At 65.7% G+C, this 17,069-nt stretch carries 13 protein-coding genes and 1 tRNA gene; 9 read left to right on the forward strand and 5 right to left on the reverse strand.

Annotated elements, in window-relative coordinates; genetic code table 11:
• Positions 1–8 precede the first annotated feature (8 nt).
• The 6 genes from AB0B91_RS55600 (at position 9) to AB0B91_RS55625 (ending at position 8,880) form a co-directional block, all read left to right on the forward strand.
• Complete coding sequence (locus AB0B91_RS55600; protein ID WP_358339816.1) at positions 9–1,187, forward strand: DUF3631 domain-containing protein; 1,179 nt, start codon at positions 9–11, stop codon at positions 1,185–1,187.
• A 175-nt stretch (positions 1,188–1,362) separates the two neighbouring features.
• Positions 1,363–1,557 carry a helix-turn-helix domain-containing protein gene (locus tag AB0B91_RS55605; RefSeq protein WP_358339818.1) on the forward strand — a complete coding sequence of 65 codons (195 nt, stop codon included), beginning with the start codon at positions 1,363–1,365 and terminating at the stop codon, positions 1,555–1,557.
• Positions 1,558–1,568: 11 nt separating this feature from the next.
• Positions 1,569–2,933, forward strand: coding sequence for a site-specific integrase (locus AB0B91_RS55610; protein ID WP_358339820.1), 1,365 nt, complete (start codon positions 1,569–1,571; stop codon positions 2,931–2,933).
• A gap of 563 nt (positions 2,934–3,496) precedes the next feature.
• Positions 3,497–3,904: a hypothetical protein gene (locus tag AB0B91_RS55615; protein WP_358339822.1), complete on the forward strand. Its 408-nt coding sequence runs from the start codon at positions 3,497–3,499 to the stop codon at positions 3,902–3,904.
• 248 nt (positions 3,905–4,152) lie between these two features.
• A complete protein-coding gene (locus tag AB0B91_RS55620) occupies positions 4,153–4,554 on the forward strand; it encodes a hypothetical protein (protein ID WP_358339824.1) in 402 nt (133 codons plus the stop codon).
• A 483-nt stretch (positions 4,555–5,037) separates the two neighbouring features.
• Positions 5,038–8,880: an AAA family ATPase gene (locus tag AB0B91_RS55625; RefSeq protein WP_358339993.1), complete on the forward strand. Its 3,843-nt coding sequence runs from the start codon at positions 5,038–5,040 to the stop codon at positions 8,878–8,880.
• 612 nt (positions 8,881–9,492) lie between these two features.
• Here AB0B91_RS55625 and AB0B91_RS55630 read toward each other — a convergent pair.
• Positions 9,493–9,564 (reverse strand) — tRNA-Arg (locus tag AB0B91_RS55630).
• A 116-nt stretch (positions 9,565–9,680) separates the two neighbouring features.
• Here AB0B91_RS55630 and AB0B91_RS55635 point away from each other — a divergent pair.
• Positions 9,681–10,067 carry a response regulator gene (locus AB0B91_RS55635; protein WP_358339825.1) on the forward strand — a complete coding sequence of 129 codons (387 nt, stop codon included), beginning with the start codon at positions 9,681–9,683 and terminating at the stop codon, positions 10,065–10,067.
• A 230-nt stretch (positions 10,068–10,297) separates the two neighbouring features.
• Here AB0B91_RS55635 and AB0B91_RS55640 read toward each other — a convergent pair whose 3' ends face one another.
• On the reverse strand, positions 10,298–13,033 hold the full coding sequence (locus AB0B91_RS55640; protein ID WP_358339827.1) for an AAA family ATPase: 2,736 nt from the start codon (positions 13,031–13,033) through the stop codon (positions 10,298–10,300).
• Positions 13,034–13,135: 102 nt separating this feature from the next.
• Here AB0B91_RS55640 and AB0B91_RS55645 point away from each other — a divergent pair, with 102 nt between their 5' ends.
• Entirely contained in the window at positions 13,136–13,753 is a 618-nt protein-coding gene (locus AB0B91_RS55645; RefSeq protein ID WP_358339828.1) for a LysE family translocator, read from the forward strand.
• 4 nt (positions 13,754–13,757) lie between these two features.
• Positions 13,758–14,303: a TetR/AcrR family transcriptional regulator gene (locus AB0B91_RS55650; protein ID WP_358339830.1), complete on the forward strand. Its 546-nt coding sequence runs from the start codon at positions 13,758–13,760 to the stop codon at positions 14,301–14,303.
• 66 nt (positions 14,304–14,369) lie between these two features.
• On the opposite strand, the gene AB0B91_RS55655 is transcribed toward AB0B91_RS55650, so the two are convergent.
• From AB0B91_RS55655 to AB0B91_RS55665, 3 genes are read right to left on the reverse strand one after another with little or no spacing between them, the layout of a single operon-like run.
• Positions 14,370–15,566 (reverse strand): hypothetical protein, encoded by a 1,197-nt coding sequence (locus AB0B91_RS55655; RefSeq protein WP_358339832.1) that lies wholly within the window; start codon positions 15,564–15,566, stop codon positions 14,370–14,372.
• Between the two features lie 9 nt (positions 15,567–15,575).
• The gene (locus tag AB0B91_RS55660) at positions 15,576–15,959 is read right to left on the reverse strand and encodes a Rid family detoxifying hydrolase (RefSeq protein ID WP_358339834.1); all 384 of its coding nucleotides are present in this window, start codon (positions 15,957–15,959) and stop codon (positions 15,576–15,578) included.
• Positions 15,960–15,968: 9 nt separating this feature from the next.
• Positions 15,969–17,051, reverse strand: coding sequence for an alanine racemase (locus AB0B91_RS55665; protein ID WP_358339836.1), 1,083 nt, complete (start codon positions 17,049–17,051; stop codon positions 15,969–15,971).
• Positions 17,052–17,069: the final 18 nt, after the last annotated feature.

Here is a 17,069-nt window from a genome sequence, read left to right on the forward strand (position 1 = left end):
CACTGTCCATGAACGACCGCACACCTAACGGCGCCGCTCTGCTCGATCGACTACGTGCCGCGCTGACCTGCTACGTCATTCTGCCGAGCCCCGAGGCCGCCGATGCTGTCACCCTCTGGATCGCCGCCACCCACGCCCAGCCCGCTTGGGCACACGCGCCCCGGTTGGTCATCCGAGGCCCGGAGAAGCGCTGCGGCAAGTCCCGGCTCCTGGACGTGGTGGAGGCCACCTGCCACGAGCCGTTCATCACCGTCAACTCATCCAGCGCTGCCGTCTACCGGTCCATCACCGAAGACCCGCCGACCATGCTCGTGGACGAGGCCGACACCATCTTTGGCCCCAAGGCCGACGGTAACGAGGACCTCCGCGGCCTGCTCAACGCAGGACACCAGCGCAACCGCCCGGCCAAGCGCTACGACGCCGCCACCAACCGCGTGGAAAGCATCCCGACCTTCGCCATGGCCGCACTCGCCGGCATCGGCGCCATGCCCGATACCATCGAGGACCGCGCCGTCGTCATCCGCATGCGCCGCCGCGCCCCCGGCGAGAACGCCGCCCCCTACCGGCACCGCCGAGACCGGCCCGCGCTACGTGACCTCGCCACCGACTTGAACGAGTGGCTCCGTGCCGACCTGTCCAGTTTGGAAGCGGCAGAACCCAGCATGCCGGTCGAAGACCGCGCCGCCGACACTTGGGAACCTCTCGTCATCGTTGCCGATCACGCGGGCGAGAACTGGCCGGATCGCGCCCGCACCGCCACGTTGACGCTCACCGCCGAGGCCGACGACAACGGCCAGACTTCGGCCCGAGTACGCCTGCTGGCCGCCTGCCGCACTGCGTTCGGCCCCGAGACAGCTCTACCTACCGCCGTCCTGTTGGAGCGGCTCAAGAGCGACCCCGAGAGCGAGTGGGCCGACCACGGCCCGGCCGGACTGACCGCGATGAAGCTCGGCACGATGCTGCGCGAGTACGACATCCGCTCAGGCAACATCCGCTTCCCCAACGGCATGCAAGCCAAGGGCTACCAGCGGGCCGACTTCGCCGACTCCTGGGCGCGCTACTGCCCAGCCTTCGACCCCATCCCTGAGGCCGATGTCGTGCCGATCGAGAGGGAGGGCCGTCCCAGCCGTCCCAGCCTCGTCACCGCAGGTCAGAGCGGGACGGCTCTCGTCGCCGGGACGGCATGACCCGTCCCACCAAAACAAGCCGTCCCAGGCTTGACCTGCAGAAATGGCCCTGGGACGGCTGGGACGGCTTACCCCTCCACAACCAGCCGCGAGCACCCTCGGCGACCAGCCGCCAAGCACAACCGCCGAGGCAACGATCTGCACCGATCACGATGCCCGAGAGGCAGTCATCACCATGCCAACGCGCCCCAAGACCATGCTCACCATCGCCGACGTCCTCGACGAGATCGACGTTCCGAAATCCACCTTCTACCGCTGGCTGAACACCGGCCGCGGCCCGAGGTCTCTGAAACTCCCCAACGGTAAGCGCAAGGTCCGCCGCTGCGACCTGGACGCATGGCTCAGCACCTTCGAGCAGACCGCAGCCTAGGAGGGGGCAAGATGCTGACTCACGACGTCGTGATCTGGAGTATCCGCAACCGTAAGGGCCGCGCCAAGCCCTACCAGCTTCGATGGAAGGTCGGCACAGAGCCGAAGTCCAAGGCGTTCCTGACCAAGGCGCTCGCCGATCACTTCCGCGCCGACCTGCTCAAAGCGGCGAAGAAGGGCGAACCCTTCGACACGATCACGGGCCTGCCCGCCTCCATGACGAAGACGGAAAAGGCCTCCCTGAGCTGGTACGACTTCTGCCGCAAGTACGTGCACATGCGCTGGCAGAGTGCCGCTGCCAAGACCCGGGAGAGCATCGTGGACAGTCTCACGGTCGCCACCTTCGCTCTCCTGGCCGACGGGGCTTCGGGCCTCTCCAAGAAAGAGATCAGAGCCGCGATGCTGTGGGCCCTCATACCGCGCCAGGACGACGAGGCGGCCCCGCCTCATCTCAACTACGCCGTTCGCCTGCTCCAAAAGGGCACCATCAACGTGAGCGACCTCGCAGACCCCATCGTGGCGCGCAACGTCTGCGAGGAACTCACGCTCACACGCGATGGCAAGCGCGCGGCGGCCGACACGACGGCCCGCCGACGCCGCGGACTCAACACGGCTCTTGAATACGCGATCGATCTCGGCGAGCTGGCCGAGAACCCGCTCAAGCGCGTCAAGCAGAAGAGGGTGGCCAGGGATAACGCCGTTGACCGGCGCTGTGTGGTCAACCCCGCCCAGGCCCGCGAGCTCCTCGTGGGCCTCTCCTATGTCGGTAGTTGGCATCGCGGGCGAGGCCGCCGTCTCGTGGCGTTCTTCGCCACGCTCTACTTCGCCGGCCTTCGCCCAGCCGAGGCGATCGGGCTCCGCGAGACCGACTGCTTTCTGCCGGAGCAAGGATGGGGGTTGCTCACTCTTGAAGTCACTCGCCCGAGCAGCGGCAAGCAGTGGACCGACAGCGGAGCCGTGCACGACCAGCGCGGACTCAAGCAGCGAGAGGAACGCGAAGTCCGTCCTGTGCCGATCCCGCCGGAACTGGTTCGCATTCTGCGGGCACACGTCGGAGAGTTCGGCACGGCTCCGGACGGCCGACTATTCCGCAACGAGCGTGGTGGCGTCCTCGGCGCTTCCACTTACTCTCGGGCCTGGGAAGAGGCCCGCCGCTTCGCCTTGACCCCGCAACAGGTCGCCTCACCCCTCGCTGGAAAGCCCTACGACCTGCGCCACGCCGCCCTGTCCACCTGGCTCAACGCAGGCGTCGACACGACGGTGGTAGCGGAGCGCGCGGGCAACAGCGTGGAGGTTCTCCTCAAGCGGTACGCCAAGTGCCTCGATGGACGCGACAGCCAGATCAATCGCCGAATCGAGGCCGCCCTTGAAACCTGATCAAATTCAGTCAATAGGAATCTGAACCACGGGCGCAAGCGGTGAGGGTCAGCGAGGACGGGCGGAACCTCGATGCGCGACTGGAGACCCCGGCCAAGCCGTCTGCGCCAAGCTCAAGTGAGACATTCGGGGACAAACAACCCAGGCAGGGCTTAGTAGGGCGAGGACAGGTACAGAGCAGACAGTGACGATGACCATGCACGACATGCAGGCCGACGGGCCCGCCGACAGAGGCCCGCAGCAGCCGATTGCCCAAACCGACTATGGCAAGGACCGAAGTCAGCGATTTGAAGCGTCCCCGCGTCAGCCAAATACCCATTGCGAGCGAGAACAAGATCGGTCACAGCTTTCCGCAAGCGCTCCAGCCGGTTATGCCGAGTCGTGACAGCCCGGCCATCACCTCCGGTTGGTAGTCAGGGCCGAAGCGTTCTCGGCTGGTGGGACACAGGCGGGCTCGACGAGGCCGGGTGGTTGAGGGCAGCCCGGGGCGTGAATGACAAGTGCGACCTCCGATGATCATTGGTTGTCTACGCCAGTCGATCAAGAACAGGGGCCGCGTTCGCGTGCCATCATCGCCGATCGACGTGCTCGCCTGCCACCTGGAGCACGTCACCATCGCCGACCCGCTGACCGACCTGCTCGATCTGCCGGCCCTGGCCGAGGTGATGGACTCGGTGCCCGACTCGCGCAGACGCCGCTACCGGCTCGGCCCGCTGCTGGCGCTATCCCTGCTCGCCGTGCTCGGCGGAGCAACATCTCTGGCAAAGATCACCCACATCATCGCCGGATACGACCCACACCTGCGCGCCCAAGCTGGGTTACCCGGCACACCACGGCCGGCGTCAGCACTTTGGGACGGCTCCTCGCCCGCCTGGACGGCGACGCCTTCTACACCGCCGCCTGCGGCTACCGGCAAGCGCGTCATGCACTTCTCCCATATCGAGACAAATCGGCGCCTATCCCTCCTATAAGAGGGTAAAGAGGACTGTCTGCGTGATCTGAACTTATTCCAGAAGATCGATACGAAAGCGGGCTGCACGGCAACCTGATCCCCCTATCGTCGATACCGATTCGCTCGAATCATCACAATCGCCTCACCCCTACATGGAGTTTGAGCTATTGTCATCTGCGCTACTGCGGGAGCACTGAATCCGAGATGGGCTCCGCGATGTGCCATTTGTCTGGTTGGGGCGCTACTGGGCGAAAGAGGGTGTTTCAGATGGAAATCACAGTCACGATAGAGGGGACTGCGGATGACCTTCATTCCCTATATAGCTGGCTGAGCGACGATGAAGAGTTGCGAGGCCGAGTGCAGCTCATGGAGCCGCCGCCACAACCCGGCACCCTCGGCTCCATCCCTGAAATGCTGACCGCTGCACTGTCTCCAGGTGGCGTGATTCCCGCCATCCTCGTGAGCGGAGTCATTACTTGGATGCGCCATCGCACAGGTGAGGTCGTGTGCAAGTTGACCCGGCCAGACGGAATCAGTGTGGAGGTGTCGGCCCAGAGGGTGCGTAGCACGGACATGGCAGAAATGCGCACGCTGGTAACTGAACTGTGCCTCTCGTTGGAGCAGGGTGCCGGGACTGAAACAGGCTTGACGGCACCGTCCGAGCAGTGATCAATGAGGAGCCTAGACGCACCCGGGAGCCAGGTGCTTTTGGTGGGCACCGGCATTTATGGCGCGAAATGCGGCCTCCCTCCGGTTCCTGCAGTGCTGGGTACACTAACTGACCTGGGTCAAGTGCTCGTAGAGCGATGCGGGCTACCTAAAGAGAATCTGCAAGTTTTGCGTGACCCAGAGACCCCGACTCAGCTCGGAAACGCTGTCGCAGAGGCAGCTGAATGCGCTCAGGACGTGCTATGGATTCACTATGTGGGTCACGGTCTTGTCAGTCCCAGCGGCGAGTTGTATCTGACCACTGTCGCGACCGACCGGCGATCTAGCCGGCTGGCGCACACTGCGCTGGCTTACACGGCAATCCGTGACTGCCTACTGCAGAGCCCAGCTCGGTCGATCGTTGTCGTACTCGACTGTTGCTTTTCTGGTCGGGCGGTGGGTGTCCTTGGGGCTGTTGACGGGGAGGAAGCTGACTTGGCCCGGGTGCACGGCGGTTATGTACTGGCTGCGGCAGCCCGAAACGAACTGGCGATGGCACCGCCCGGAGACGTACACACTGCGTTCACTGGCGAAATGATCCGGCTGATAAACGAGGGCGATCCGGAAGGTCCTCAGCAGCTAACTTTGCGGCACGTCTATCGATACCTAGACCGGGCTCTGCCTGCGAAGGGTTTCCCGCGTCCCCGCCATCACGCCAGTGCGTGGATCGACGACTTTGTACTCTGCCCGAATCCCGCCTACCAGCCACCTGTACTCAGCGGTCCGATGTCGTCTAAACCAGCTTGGACCACCAACGGAGGCATACCGCCGGTTTGCCCATACCCGGGTCTGACCGCGTTCGGCCCCAACCAGGCGCAGTGGTTCTTCGGCCGAGATCGCTTGATTTCCGAATTGGCCGAGACTTTGACCGAACGCATGGACCGAACCGGCCCACTGGTGGTCGTGGGCCCATCCGGAGCGGGAAAATCCTCGCTGCTAGGCGCAGGTCTGCTACCGATGCTGGCCAAAGGCGCCGTGCGATCACCCGGCTCCAGGACATGGCCCCACATCCTGTTCACTCCTACCGAGCACCCACTGACCGAGCTGATGGCCTGCATGAGGCAGTCATCAGATAACCCGCAATTGCCATCAGCTAACCAACTGGTCGACAATCCCAATCAGCTTGCCGCCACCATACGAGAGATACTGCGTGATCGCGGTAGGCAAGAAACGATCAGTGGTGCCCGAATGGTGGTGGTAGTGGATCAGTTTGAGGAAATCTTCACCCAATGCGCCGACAAGAACGAAAGGCAAGCGTTCGTCAGAGCGCTGTGTGCCATATCTAGCGGCGACGGCGGCGATGAGCCACCCGCTTTGGTCGTCCTGGGCCTGCGAGCAGATTTCTATGGTCACTGCACTACCTATCCTGAACTGAGACCCGCGCTGCAGGAGGCGCCCGTCATCGTCGGGCCAATGAATACCTCTGAGGTACACGACGCGATCACTCGGCCAGCTCAAGTCACGGGGCAAGCTCTACAACCGGGACTGGTCGAGGTTCTGCTGCGCGACCTAGGCCTCGGTGATGAGGCTGAGCAGAACCGCAGCCCTGGAGTGTTGCCGCTCCTCGCCCACGCCCTGCGCGCCACGTGGGAACATCGTGAAGACAACACACTGACAGTATCTGGCTATCAGGCCACAGGCGGTATCAAAGGTGCGATCGCCACAACTGCTGAGGCAGCCTACAACCAACTCGACTCCGCCGGACAGCAGGCAGTCCGCCTGCTCATGTTGCGTATGGTCCAGGTCGGGGAAGGCGGCGCAGACACTCGCCGCCGAATCGACCGCAGTTTGATTTATCGCCTGTCTTCCCCTGAGACAGCCGTCGCTGCGCTGGAAGCCCTTGTCAGCGCGCGACTTGTCACTCTCGACGAGGAAACCGCCGAGATCACCCATGAGGCGCTCCTCCACGCCTGGCCACGCCTCCACCGGTGGATTGACGCCGATCGGGTTGGCTTGCGCATCCATCAGCAGCTCAGCGAAGCCGCAAACACCTGGGACCGTGCCAACAGGGAAGCCGCTCATCTGTATCAGGGCTCCCGCCTTGACCTGGCCCGTGACTGGGCCTCCGACCCAGCTCATCAGGCCGATCTCAGCCCGTTAGAACGCACTTTCCTGAACGCCTGCGATCGAGCCGCTCAGCGGCGCACTCGACGCCAACGACAGATCATTGCCATCTTGGCCACTTTTCTCGTGTTGACCCTGACCGCGAGTCTGGTGGCCGTCCGGCAAAGCCAGGCGGCGCAGACCCAGGAGCGGATCGCTATTGCCCGTCAATTAACGGCTGAGTCAGCCACGTTGGCCGCAGGAGGCCAACCAGAGGCTTCTATGCTGCATGCTGTCGAGGCTTTCCAGCAAGATCCCACTCTCATTGAAACTCGGAGCACGATACTAAGCAGCCAAAGTCGTTATTTTAGAGTTCGACTTGTCGGCCACAAAGATACTGTTTATGGAGTGGCGCTCAGCCCCAATGGATACACTCTCGCCACCGCAAGCGCCGATCGCACAGTCAAGTTATGGGACGTTTCTCATCACAAGGTAACTGCTACCTTGGCTGGTCATACGAGCGACGTCAACTGGGTAGTGTTTAGTCCCGATGGCCACACGCTTGCCTCCGCCAGTGCCGACGGCACAGTTAAGTTGTGGAGCATGGCCAACTACAAGGAGATCGCTACTCTCTCTGGCCATACCGATCAGGTCACGGGCGTGGCATTTAGTCCCGATGGACGAATGGTCGCAAGCGTCGGTGGCGATCGAACAGTTCGGTTGTGGAGTTCGACCAAGCATAAGGAGATAGCGGTCCTGACCGGCCACACCGGCTTAATCTTCGGGGTCGGGTTTAGTCCCAATGGGCAGATACTAGCCACCGCTAGCTTGGATACAACGGTCAGGCTATGGAGCGTTGCCCGCCGTAAGGAAATTGCCACCTTGCCTGCCCATACTGACGACGTCAACGGGGTGGCGTTCAGCCCAGATGGACGTACGCTTGCAACCGCCAGTAACGATCGCACGGTTCGATTGTGGAACGTAGCCCGCCATAAAGTGGTTGCCGTCCTAACGGGCCACAGAGGTCCTGTCTGCGGTGTGGCGTTCAGTCCGGATGGAACCATCCTGGCAACTACCAGCACCGACGGCACGACTAAACTATGGGATGTCGCTCGCCGTGAAGTGACCACCACCTTGGCGGGTCACACTGGTGCTGTCTGGGCGGCGACATTTAGTCGCGATGGGAACACGATTGCTACAGTTAGTAATGACAAGAGCGCGGTGCTGTGGAGCATGAATGGCACAATTCTTACGCCCCGTCCGATCGGGCCTGTAAAGAGGGTGACAATTAGTCCAGACGGACGCACTTTCGTTACTAGTAGCAGCGATCGAACCGTTCGGATTTGGAGCATGGATCGCAACAGGGTGATCGCAACTCTAACCGGCCATAAAGATACTGTCTTTGGGGTCGCAATTAGTCCTGACGGGAAACTTGTCGCAACGAGCAGTAATGACGGAACTGCTCGCTTGTGGGATCTGGCCCGCCATCATCTGATTGCCGCTCTACCTCACGCTGATACGCGCAACACAGATTTCTTGGGGCTGGGCGTGGCGTTCAGCCCGGATGGGCGCACGCTCGCAACCGCCAGCAATGATGGCATAGCGCGACTGTGGAGCGTGGCTCACCACAAGATAATCACGTCTCTAGCTGATCACAGCGGTACTGTCTGGGGGGTGGCGTTCAGTCCCGACGGAGGAACGCTCGCCACCACCAGCAGCGACAAGACGGTCAAGTTGTGGGATACCCACACCCACAAGCTGATCGCCACCCTGACCGGCCACAGCAGTCTTGTTTACAACGTGGCATTCAGCCCCGACGGGCATACCCTTGGCACTGTCAGTGACGACAAGACGGTCAAGTTGTGGGATACCCACACCCACAAGCTGATCGCTACCCTGACCGGCCACAGCGATGGCATCTGGGGGCTGGCGTTCAGTCCTGACGGACGAACGCTCGCCACCGCTAGCGTAGACAAGACGGTCAAGTTGTGGGATACCCACACCCACAGGCTGATCGCTACCCTGACCGGTCACGAAGGCCCTGTATATGGGGTCGCGTATAGCACCGACGGGCATATGCTCATTACCGCCAGTAACGACGGAACAATACGGCTATGGGACACCGATCCGGCCCGCGTTGTCGCGAAGGACTGCGACGTCATCGGGCCTATCAGCCGTTCTCAATGGGCCCAACTTCTTCCTGAACTGCCTTACCATCCCACGTGCCCCCCTATCACTCAGTAGCTTGTGAGCCTCCCGCGTCTGTGCCTGCCGAAATTTGTATGCACGCAGTTCAGACTCCCGCGTTACGTCGCCATGCCTCCTAAGACATCAGTGCCGAGTTCGTGCCGCGAGCCGTAGCCCGCGAGCCGTAGCCCGCGAACCTGGCCGCGATGGTCCTCGGTCGTCTGGCGTTCCGTCCCGGTGGCTGGGAGCGCGCGGACGTCGCCGGCCGAAGAGCCCTAGCCCCGTCGGCTGCCGATCGGCACGCGACGCGCTGACCGTAATCGGGCTTCCCACGACTGGGGCGGGATCTATACCAACTGCCACAGGTTCATGACCATTCAGCGCACCACAGGCGATCTCGCACTGATCGTGGCCACCGACGAGTGATCAGCACCTGGGGGATATGAGGATCTGCTGACCCGCGCCGATCCTAATCGCATCTAAGGAAGCGCAGGTGACATGAAGCCGCCTCACCGCTAGAGGCATTGATGGAAGCCCGATCATGGTCCACAACTGGTCCACAGCCAGTGAGCGTCAACGAGAACGGGCGGGACTCCGTGAGACTGGAGGCCCGCCCGTTCGTACGATGTTTACCCTGGTCAGCGGCCGGAGCCGCCGGTCAAGATCGTGTGCCCCCTGTAGGATTCGAACCTACGCACCCGGCTCCGGAGGCCGGTGCTCTATCCCCTGAGCTAAGGGGGCTCAACGAGTGATAAGGCTACCAGCATCAGGCCACCACTCCGCACCACGATAAAGGTCCAGCCACACATCCAAGGAAAACCGCACGTGACCGCGCCACTACGGGTAGCTTTGCGGCCGTGGGCGAGGTTCTTGGCAGGGTACTGGTCGTGGACGATGACGAGGTCATCCGTCAGTTGATCGCGGTGAACTTGAGCCTGGAAGGCTTCGAGGTCGCCACCGCCACCGATGGGCAGGACTGTCTTGAGCGCGTGCTCGACGTCATGCCCGATGTCATCACGCTTGACGTGATGATGCCGTTGCTTGACGGCTGGGTGACGGCGCAGAAGCTGCGTACCGAGGAGGCGACCAGTCACATCAAGGTCGTGTTGATCACTGCTAGAGCGCAGGATGATGACAAGCGGCGCGGACATGGCATTGGCGTTGACGCCTACCTCACCAAGCCGTTTGATCCGGCGGAGCTCATTGAGGTGGTACGTGATCTCGCGTCGAGCCCCAGGGCCTGACGGGTTCACCGTCCGCGATCGGTCGCTCGGTCAGAGACGAGGGTCAATCGGTCGACCCCGGGGAGCCCGAGGGGCTGGAAAGCCCCTCGCCCAGAGGCGAAGCCCTGGATAAAGCGCCCGAGCGAGAGCGAGGACCACGCCTTTCGGGGGGTCGAAGGGGGCGCGAGCCCCCTGGGAAACACAGCCCGACCTCCAAGCGCGAAGCACCCATAGTGGGAGGCCCACGCTTGTCAGAGCAACCCGCGCTCCCGCCCCGCCGCAGCCGCCTGGGTGCGGGTGGAGACCTCCAGCTTTCCCAGGATGTTGGACACGTGCACGCTTACCGTCTTCTGTGCGATGAAGAGCCGCTCCGCGATCTCCCGGTTGGTCAGGCCCTCCGCCACCAGCCGTAGCACCTCGATCTCCCGCGCCGTCAGACCCCCGTCCGCCTGTCCGCCGGTGAAGCGGGCTCGGCGGCCGAAGTCGCTCAAGGCGTTGTCCAGCGGTGCGGCCCGTAGCTTGCCCGCCGTCTCGCGGGCCTGCTCCCACTCGGACTGGGCTCCTGGCCGGTCTCCTGCTGCCAGCAGGGCCTCCGCCAGGCGCCAGCGGGCGCGGGCCGCCTCGTAGACGAAGCCGTAGTCGAACGCCGCCACCACTCGCCGCCACAGGTCCACGTCGAGCCGGCCGTGTACGCGATGCCATTCAGCTTCCGCGCGCAGGGCCCAGGCCTGGCCTTCCGGGCCCATCTGGCCGCGTTGGCCCACCGGGCCGGTTTCGACGGCGAAGCGGACGCGGGCCAGGAGGTCGTCGGCGCCTTCCACCTGGCCGAGGTCGGCGAGTGCCCACAGTGCGACGGTGGCGAGGCGTAGGATGCCCGGGTCGCCGGGTTCGCAGGTGGCCAGGGCGGCCTCTACGTGTTCGAGGGCTACGGTGGGCTCGCCCTGCCAGAGGGCGTGCTCGGCCGCCAGCCCGCGGGACATGTAGGCGACGAGCAGATCTGACCAGAACGGTCGCAGCCAGTTGAGGCGCCCTTCGACGGCGGGCAGACCGCGGGCTACCTCGATGAACAGCGCGAACGACGACAGGACCGCCTCCGGCAACGTGCCGACGCGGGCGCCGAAGCCGGCGGCCATGGCCTCGGCCTGGTCCCACTCGCCGGCCACGTAGTGGATCAGGAAGCGGAGGAAGCGCAGGTCGGTGCCGTAGGTGCTCCAGTTGAGGCCGGTCTCGACAGCGAGTTGGATGCCATCGTCGGCGACCTCGGCCGCCTCGGCGAGCAGGCCCTGCTCGTAGAGGAGGCGGCCATGGTGGAAGCGGGCGCGCAGATTCATGGCCAGGTCGCTGGTGTCTTCGGTGGTGGCGGTCTGCGCGAGCGAGTGAGCTCTGGCCATGTCTCCTTCGTGCTCGGCGTGCAAGGCCAGGATGAGCAGGGCGCCTACTTCGGCGTCGCGGGCGCCGACGGCTCTGGCCGTCTCGATGGCGCGGCGGGCCATGTCCTGGGCTTCGGTGTGGCGGGCGGTCCAGGTGATCGTACGGGCGTAGGTGGCCAGGGCTCGGGCGAGAGTGGCCTGGTCGGGGGCGTCTTCGACGGCGCGATCGGCGGCGGCGATGGCGCCGTCCTGGTCGTCGAGCTCGGTCAGGTAGTAGGCGAGCCGCTCGCTGACCTCGGAGGTCGGGGGCAGGGCGCGGAGCTGCTGGACGGCACGGTGGTTGTCGCCGCTGTCGGCCGCCATGACCGCGCTGCGGAAGGCCAGCGCGGCCCGGCTCTCACCGGCGAGCTCGGCGGCCTCGGGAACTCGATCCCACAGGCTCAGCGCCCGGTCGTAGTGGCTGTGGGCTTCGGCGGGCGCGCCGAGGCGCTCGGCCACCCTGCCGGCCTCCGCCGAGGCGGCCAGGGCTCCCGCGAGATCGTGGCCAGCCAGGTGGTGGTGGGCGAGCTCCGCGGGCGAGGTGAGCAGCCGCGCGAAGTCGGCGTGCAGCCTGGTGCGCTCTCCGGGCAGCAGGTCGGTGTAGACGGCTTCCTGCAGCAGAGCGTGCCGGAAGGCGTAACCGTAGCCGTCGACGCGGAGCAGGCCGCGCGAGACGATCTCGCGTACGGCCTCTTCGAAGTCGGCGAGCGGGAGCTCGGAGACCTCGCGCAGCAGTTGGTCCTCGACGCGGCGACCGGCGACCGCGGCGGCGCGCAGCACGCGCTGGCCGGGCTCGGACAGCACCTCGACCCGGGACATCAGCAGGCTGGCCAGCCCGTCGGGCAGGCTGTCGCCCTCGGCCACGGCGGCGAACAGCTCCTCGGCATAGAACGGGTTACCACCCGCCCGAGCGATGATCACGCCGAGCTCCTGGGCGTCCAGATCACCCAAGGTTGTTACGTAGTCGGACATTTCGCCGGAGTCGAGTGGGCCCAGCTCCAGGTGGGTGACGCTGGGCAGGCGCTTCAGCTCGGCCAGCACCGAACGCAGGGGATGGCGGCGATGGAGATCGTCGGTGCGGTAGGTGCCGACGACGCACACGCGCTCGGTCTGCACCATGCGACTCAGGAACACCAGCAGGTCACGCGTCGAGCGGTCGGCCCAGTGCAGGTCCTCGATCACGAACAGCACCGGCTGCACCTCGGCCAGCAGCCCCAGCAGCGAGCCGAACAGCCGCTGCTGCGTGAGCCCCGCCGAAGGCGCGCTCTCCACTCCCGGCAGCAGTTGGCCGAGCAGGGGGTGGGCGGCGACCGCGTCGCGCACGGCCGGCTCGGCACCGCGCAGGGCGTCGGCGAGCGGGAGGTACGGCAGTGTGTCGCCGAGCTCGGCGCACTGTCCGACCAGCACGTTGAAGCCACGGGAGCGGGCCTCGGCGACCAGCTCGGTGACCAGCCGGGTCTTGCCGATGCCGGCGTCACCGCCGACGAGCGCCACCTCGGCGGTGCCGTCGGCGGCGGATTCGAGCACGCGGGCGAGTCTCGCCAGCTCAGCAGCGCGCCCGACCAGGAGACCCTTCACGGCAGCAACTATGCCACGCTCGGCCGACATCCGATTGGCCCAGGAACGGGGTACCCGATTGGCCCTTATCAGCGGACCAACGCAGCTTTACGCTGATATTTCATGATCCCTTGGTCTACGTACGTGCTCTTCGTGGGCGCGTCCCTCGCACTGGTGCTCATTCCGGGTCCCAACCACCTCTACATCACCGCCAGGGGCCTCGCTCAGGGCCGGGCCGCCGGGCTGGCCAGCGCGTTCGGCGTCGAGACCGGAACGCTGGTGCACATCGCGGCCGCCGCGGCCGGGCTCTCGTACCTGATCACCAAGTCGGCGACGCTGTTCGCGATCGTCAAGTGGGCAGGGGTCGGCTATCTCGTCTATATGGGGATACGCGCTTTCACCAGCAAGGAGCAGGCCGGCACGGAGGCGCCGCCGCGGCAGCCGCTCGGCAAGGTGTTCCTCGAAGGCCTCGTGGTGAACGTACTGAACCCCAAGGTCACGCTGTTCTTCCTGGCGTTGCTGCCGCAGTTCGTGAAGCCGTCGGCGGGGTCGCCGGCGCTCCAGATCGTGGTGCTCGGCGCCACGCTTCTGTTGCTGGGGCTGATCTCCGACATGGTGTACGTGTTCACCGCCGGGGCGCTCGGCGCCCGCCTCGCCGGCCGGGCGAGGGCGCTGCGTCACTTCAGCGGCGTGGTGTACCTGGGGCTGGGCGTGCTCACGGCGTTCGCCGGGAGAAAATGACCGCATGGCGCCGAGGAAGCAGCAGGAGATCTTCGACGCGACGCTGCGGCTGGTCGCGGAGAAGGGCTATGACGGTCTGACCGTCGAGGGGGTGGCCGAGCGTTCCGGCGTCAACAAGACGACGATCTACCGCTGGTGGCCGTCGAAGGCCGCGCTGCTGGGGGCCGCGTTGGTGGAGGCGGACCTGCTGGAGTTCGAGCCGCCGGACACGGGGAGCCTCCGCGGCGATCTCGTGGCGCTCGTGGAGGGGATCAGGCGGCTGCTCACCGAGCCGCCGGCCAGGGACATCGCGGTGGCCGCGCTCGGCGCCGCCGTACGCCATCCCGAGCTGGACGCGCGGAGGTTCTTCGCGGACCGGTTCGTACGGGAGCGGCAGGTCTTCGAGCGGGCGGTACGGCGGGGCGAGCTGAAGCGGTCGGTGGACCCGATGCTCGTGATCGATCTGCTGGCCGGGGCGGTGTGGGTCAGGGCGGTGTTCCGGGGGTTGCCGCTCACGGACGACTTCGCGAATCAGGCGGTGTCCGCTGTGCTGGGTGGTGTTGCGACTTAGCGGGATAAATCCGGCCGCCCGCCGACGTCCTGCGGCGCACCGCGCCGCCCACCCGTCCGCGACGCCTCAGAGGGCCTCAGCCAGGGCGGCGGGGATCCGGTCCAGCACCGGATACTGCATCAGCCCATAAGCGTAGAAATCCACCGCCAACGCCCCCGCGGCCTTCGCCCCCCGAGCCTTCGCGACCAGCCGATCGGCCGAGTCGCTGTCGGGGTAACCAGGCCGCAGCACCGCGCGTACCTCACGATCCTTACCCACCGACCGCAGGTAGGCGCCCACGTCGTCGGCCACCCGAGCGGCGTCCCGCGCGTACGCGAGCACCCCGAACGCGGGCACGAGATCCCCGAGCGCCACCAGATCCACCCCGAGCTGCCACGCGTCGTGCGCGGCCAGTCCGGGCGACGGCAGCCCGTCCGTGTAGCCCTTGACCGCGCCGGTGGAGTCGATGAACACCAGCTTGGAGCCCTCTTCCGCCACCGCGGACGCCACCTCGGAGACCAGCGTGGTGACGGTCTCCGACCGGGCGCGGGCGTAGGCGACCACCTCGGGCCCCGCGTACGCCGTCAGCGCGGCCCGGGTCACCTCGCCCTGCGCGGGCGGGTCGCCGTCGAACACCCCGCCCACGATCCTGGCGCACTCCTCGCGCGCCACCTCGGCGTTGACGCCCAGGTCGGTGGCCCGGCGCATGCAGTAGTCGCAGAAGCACAGGCCGAACAGGTAGGTGTCCATCGGCCCGAGCGGTACGAAAGAACGCTGCGGCTTGAGCGGCCTGAAGTGCAGCGACTCGGCCACGACACTGTCGACGCCGAGCCGGGCGACCGCCCTGGACAGCGCGACGGCGTACTGCCGCACATCGGGATGCGCCGGGCACAGGTCGGTGAGCGAGCCACGGTCGCCGAAGCAGTCGCGTACGGTCACGTCCGGATGTTGGGTGCCGATCGTGGCATTGCGCAGGAAAACCGTCCAGCCGTGGAGCTTCAGCCCTCGCTCCGAACAGGCTTCGCGAAGGCCGTCGAGGGCGTTCTGATATCCGGCCGTCGGCCTGAGCCGCAGACCGGAGAACAGGTCCGACGGCGGGACGAAGTGCGCGCCGTCATGGCGGAGGGTGAGCCTGGACAGTCCGTGCGGGGTGACGTCGCGGGAGGCGTGGTGCACGGCGCCGATGGTGACGCCCGCCACGCCGTAGCCGCTGATCCTGTCGAGCACCCGCTCGACGCCCTCGCCGCGCAGATCCTCGACGAAAACGTACACCGAACTGTCCACGGACCGACCTTACGCGCTCTTGTACGCGACGAAGTCGATCTCCACCAGGATGTCCAGCAGGTCCGAGCCGACGGTCGTACGGACCGGGTACGGCTGGCTGAAGTACGACTTGTACACCTCGTTGTAGGCGGCGAAGTCGCGCTTGAGGTGCTGCAGATGGACCGTGGCCTTGATCACGTCGTCAAACCCGAGGCCGTGGGCGGCGAGAATGGCGCCGAGGTTCCGCATGACCTGGTGGGTCTGGGCGGCCACGTCGTCGCCGCCGACGACCTCACCGGTCTCCGGGTCGAGCGGTCCCGCGCCCGAGGTGTAGACGAAGTCGCCCACGACCAGGCCCTGGGAGTACGCACCGACGGGGGGCGCGCCTTCGGTGGTCTTCAATTCCTTCTTCACAACAGCTCCTTAACCAAAATGGGTGTTGATCGTGCCGACGCGGCGGTAGTCCCGGTCGACCACCGGAAGCGTCCGCCACTTGTCGAAGGCCGTGCACGGGTGCGAGATGCCGAAGGCGAGCAGGTCACCCGGCTTGAGCCCGTCGGCGCGTACGACCGTGTGCTGGTCCTGCATCTTCACGATCGTGACGCCACCGCGCCTCGGGACGGGCAGGCCCTCGTCGTAGGGCGCGTCACGCTTGCCCATGCCGACGATCGCCAGCCCCGGCTCGGGCGTGGACAGCACGTACGCCCACACCTCCAGCGCGGGCCACAGCTCACCGGGGACGCGGTTGAAGGGCGTGCGCTCGCGGTAGTAGCCGTCGTCGTGGGTGACGTACGCTCCGGCGCGCAGTATGACCCTGGCCTGGGTGGTGACGAGCTCGCGCCCGATCACGTCGAACCACTGGCTGCCGCCGACCGTCAGGATCGGATTCTTGACGCGGAGGTGCTCGACCGCATCCTGCAACAGGTATAGATATTTCCGGACTTCTGGAGCGGTCTTCAGCGCCCCTTCGTACCCGGCGATCCCGGCCAGCTCCACCCCGTCGGTCCGCTGCACATGGGCGGCCACCTCGAGCAACTGGTCCAGGGTCCGGCAACCGGCCCGCCCGCCCTCGTGCCCGAGCTCGACCAGCACGCTGAACGGCCGTGACGATGCGTGCCGGGCCAGGATGTCCACCCCGGCCACCGAGTCCACGAAGGACAGGAAGTCGAAGCCCGGGTCCGCGGCCAGCTCCGCCGCCGCCCACTCCAGCCCGACCGGGTCCACGACCTGGTTGGCCACCATGACCCTGGCCGCCCCGAACTCTCGCGCGGCCATCGCCTGCCTCGGCGTCGCCACGGTGAGCCCCCATGCGCCCGCTTCGAGCTGCATGGTGGCGATCTCTCCGGACATGTGGGTCTTCGCGTGCGGCGCCAGCTCCATGCCGTGATCACGCGCGAAGGCGGCCATGGTGGCGATGTTGTGCTCCAACGCCTCCCGATGCACGACCATCAGCGGAAGGGACGCCCCGTCGAAGACGGACCTGTCGTGTTCATGGAAACCCTGCACAACACCCCCATTTGTCCG

Origin of the sequence: Nonomuraea sp. NPDC049141 (genome assembly GCF_040648415.1) — a bacterium.
Lineage (GTDB): Bacteria > Actinomycetota > Actinomycetes > Streptosporangiales > Streptosporangiaceae > Nonomuraea.

What these genes read in the sequence shown, in the direction of transcription:
- AB0B91_RS55600 (WP_358339816.1), top strand. Translation starts at nt 9, where the DNA reads ATGAACGACCGCACACCTAACGGCGCCGCTCTGCTCGATCGACTACGT.
- AB0B91_RS55605 (WP_358339818.1), top strand. Translation starts at nt 1,363, where the DNA reads ATGCCAACGCGCCCCAAGACCATGCTCACCATCGCCGACGTCCTCGAC.
- AB0B91_RS55610 (WP_358339820.1), top strand. Translation starts at nt 1,569, where the DNA reads ATGCTGACTCACGACGTCGTGATCTGGAGTATCCGCAACCGTAAGGGC.
- AB0B91_RS55620 (WP_358339824.1), top strand. Translation starts at nt 4,153, where the DNA reads ATGGAAATCACAGTCACGATAGAGGGGACTGCGGATGACCTTCATTCC.
- AB0B91_RS55645 (WP_358339828.1), top strand. Translation starts at nt 13,136, where the DNA reads ATGATCCCTTGGTCTACGTACGTGCTCTTCGTGGGCGCGTCCCTCGCA.
- AB0B91_RS55650 (WP_358339830.1), top strand. Translation starts at nt 13,758, where the DNA reads ATGGCGCCGAGGAAGCAGCAGGAGATCTTCGACGCGACGCTGCGGCTG.